This window comes from Burkholderia sp. MSMB1498, assembly GCF_001526245.1.
Lineage (GTDB): Bacteria > Pseudomonadota > Gammaproteobacteria > Burkholderiales > Burkholderiaceae > Burkholderia > Burkholderia savannae.
The window spans coordinates 1-2296 of sequence record NZ_LOYJ01000014.1; the positions used below are offsets into that span (position 1 = coordinate 1).

At 58.4% G+C, this 2296-nt stretch carries 1 protein-coding gene; it reads right to left on the reverse strand.

Features of this window, described 5'->3' with window-relative positions:
- Positions 1–162: 162 nt before the first annotated feature.
- On the reverse strand, positions 163–1686 hold the full coding sequence (gene ltrA / locus WS91_RS02905; RefSeq protein WP_059669704.1) for a group II intron reverse transcriptase/maturase: 1524 nt from the start codon (positions 1684–1686) through the stop codon (positions 163–165).
- Between the last annotated feature and the right edge of the window lie 610 nt (positions 1687–2296).

Genomic DNA, 2296 nt, shown 5'->3' on the forward strand with positions numbered 1-2296 from the left:
AGTCGGGTAGCGACGACGCATTGCTGCGCCGCCGCCCCCTAAGAACCGTACGTGCGAGTTTCCCCGCATACGGCTCAAGCCTCTATAAGGCCAGTGGTTAAACTAACCCGGCGGCACAACGTACCGACCGGCGTGTGTACCTGCTTTATGGCAGCACGCGTACTAGCTGCGGCCGCTCCCCTTGCGGTGTGCGCGGGAGACCCGACTTCGGATCGCAGCACGCTGCGCGAAGTAGGTGTACCACTCACGGTCGTAGGGGTTGGCGTCCGACTGGACTTTCGGATGCCGTTCGATGGTTACGCTTGCCGCCGACCGAAGCGTCCGAAGCGGGGGATGTCCGCTATCGTCCACTTGGTCGGTGGCGGCGGCGAATACCCATCGTCGCAGGCCGATTTGGTGGAAGTACCGTCGTCGTACCCATTCCGGAGGTTTCTTGGGGTGGCGTCGCTTGGCCCATTGCCATATTGCGTACCAGATATGGCTGTCCACGTTCGAGAAGGTCTCCTGAGCAACAACGTGGCGGTGATACATGGCCCAGCCGGTTATCACAGGATTCAGGGCGTCGATCAGCAGATGCTGCGGCGCCGACCATAGCCGTCTAATGATGTCCCGAACCTTTTGCAGGAAGGACTGCACGTTCTTCCGCGCCGGTTTGATAAGCAACTTCTTGCCGTATCGCCGGATGTTCTGGCCAAGGAAATCATAGCCTTCTGTCAGATGGGTGATTTTCGTCTTCTCCGGAGCGAGTTCCAGTCCCCGATCTGCAAGAAACGCGGTGACTGCCGGAGTAACTGTGTCTTGCAACACTTCCCGGCTCACTCCAGTGATGACGAAGTCATCGGCGTATCGCACAAGATTGACCTTGTGGGCTATGCGATGTGACGGGTATTTGAAGACGGACGATAGAACCTTGTCCAACCCGTTCAACGCAAAGTTGGCGAGCACCGGGCTGATGATGCCGCCCTGTGGCGTCCCTTCGGTTGTCCTCGCGAATACACCGTCCTTCAAGTAACCGGCCCTCAGCCATTTCGCCAACACGGCCTTGTCCGTCGGCACGTGCTTTAGGAGCCACGTGTGGTCGATGTTGTCGAAGCAGCCGCGGATGTCCGCTTCGAGAATCCACTGCGCCGAAACCCGTGCGCCCCGGTCTTTTGGGTTGCCGTGGTATCGGGCGTTCATGAAGCATTGTGCTATCGCGTCATGAGTAGATCGCTCTTTTCGGAATCCATAGGATTGCCCGTCGGAGATCGTTTCGGATACGGGGTCGAGGGCGAGCAGGTGTAGGGCCTGCATCGCCCGATCTCGCATCGTGGGGATGCTCAGCGGACGCAGCTTGCCGTTACTTTTGGGTATATAGATTCGCTTCAGCGGCAGCGGTTGATAGCCGCTCCGTGTCAGAGAACCTATCGCCATGTATTTGGCATCCGGGGTCGACCAAAGCACTTTGTCGACGCCCGGTGTACGTTTGCCTTGGTTTTCCGTCACTCGTTTAACGGCTAACGCTTTGCCGTAGAACGAGGTGGTCAGTAGCCGCTGCAGGGCCTTGACCCTGTTCCAGCGACCGGCCTGTGTCGCCTTCACGATACGTGCCTGCATTCTTTTGACCGTGGTGTGGGCCGTGTCCCAGTCGATGCTGTGCCACGACGTACCTTGGTCGGCCAGTGCACACGTTGACTGCTCGTTCATTTGCTTTCTCGCCTTCAAAGATTACGCAAGTTATCTCGTGATGAGAGACCAGTTGGAAGTCTGCCCACTTTCGTGTCGAGCGATGTTTCAGCCCGTATCCCGGCCATTACGGTCAGGCGTTCGCTTTCTCCAACCTCCTTTACCCACTCCGCCACCAGCTTTCCTTGCGGTTGGCCTGCCCGGTACGGGCGACGGGATGGGCTTACCCTGTTCCGCTATCGCAACGAGATGACGAAGGTTTCCTCTTTACGCCGGCGATGCCATGTTCTGCGTGCACCCACTACAGACTGAATGCACCCGATCGCTTAGCTTTTGCCCTCAGCCTGACAGCACCTTTGGCTGGACTGTGCTCACGACGCTTGCGAGAATTCACTTCCGTTAACCATGCCATCCAAGCCCTTACGGCTCCCGCATCGGTGCTTGCAGGTGTCACCTTCACCTCGCGGCTCGGGCTAGGCCTCGCGGCCCCGGTTGTTGTCCCCGATGCTCCGCACCCCGCCGTTACCAGCGACGCACGATCGAGTGGGCTACTGCTGGCAGAACAGCAGGTCTTGTCCGGTTGCTATTGGCAAGACAGTTGTGATAGCGACTTTCAGGTCGCACCTGTATG

Bases quoted from the DNA above. Each gene is read 5' to 3' on its own strand.
- ltrA (WP_059669704.1), bottom strand. From the start codon at position 1,686: ATGAACGAGCAGTCAACGTGTGCACTGGCCGACCAAGGTACGTCGTGG.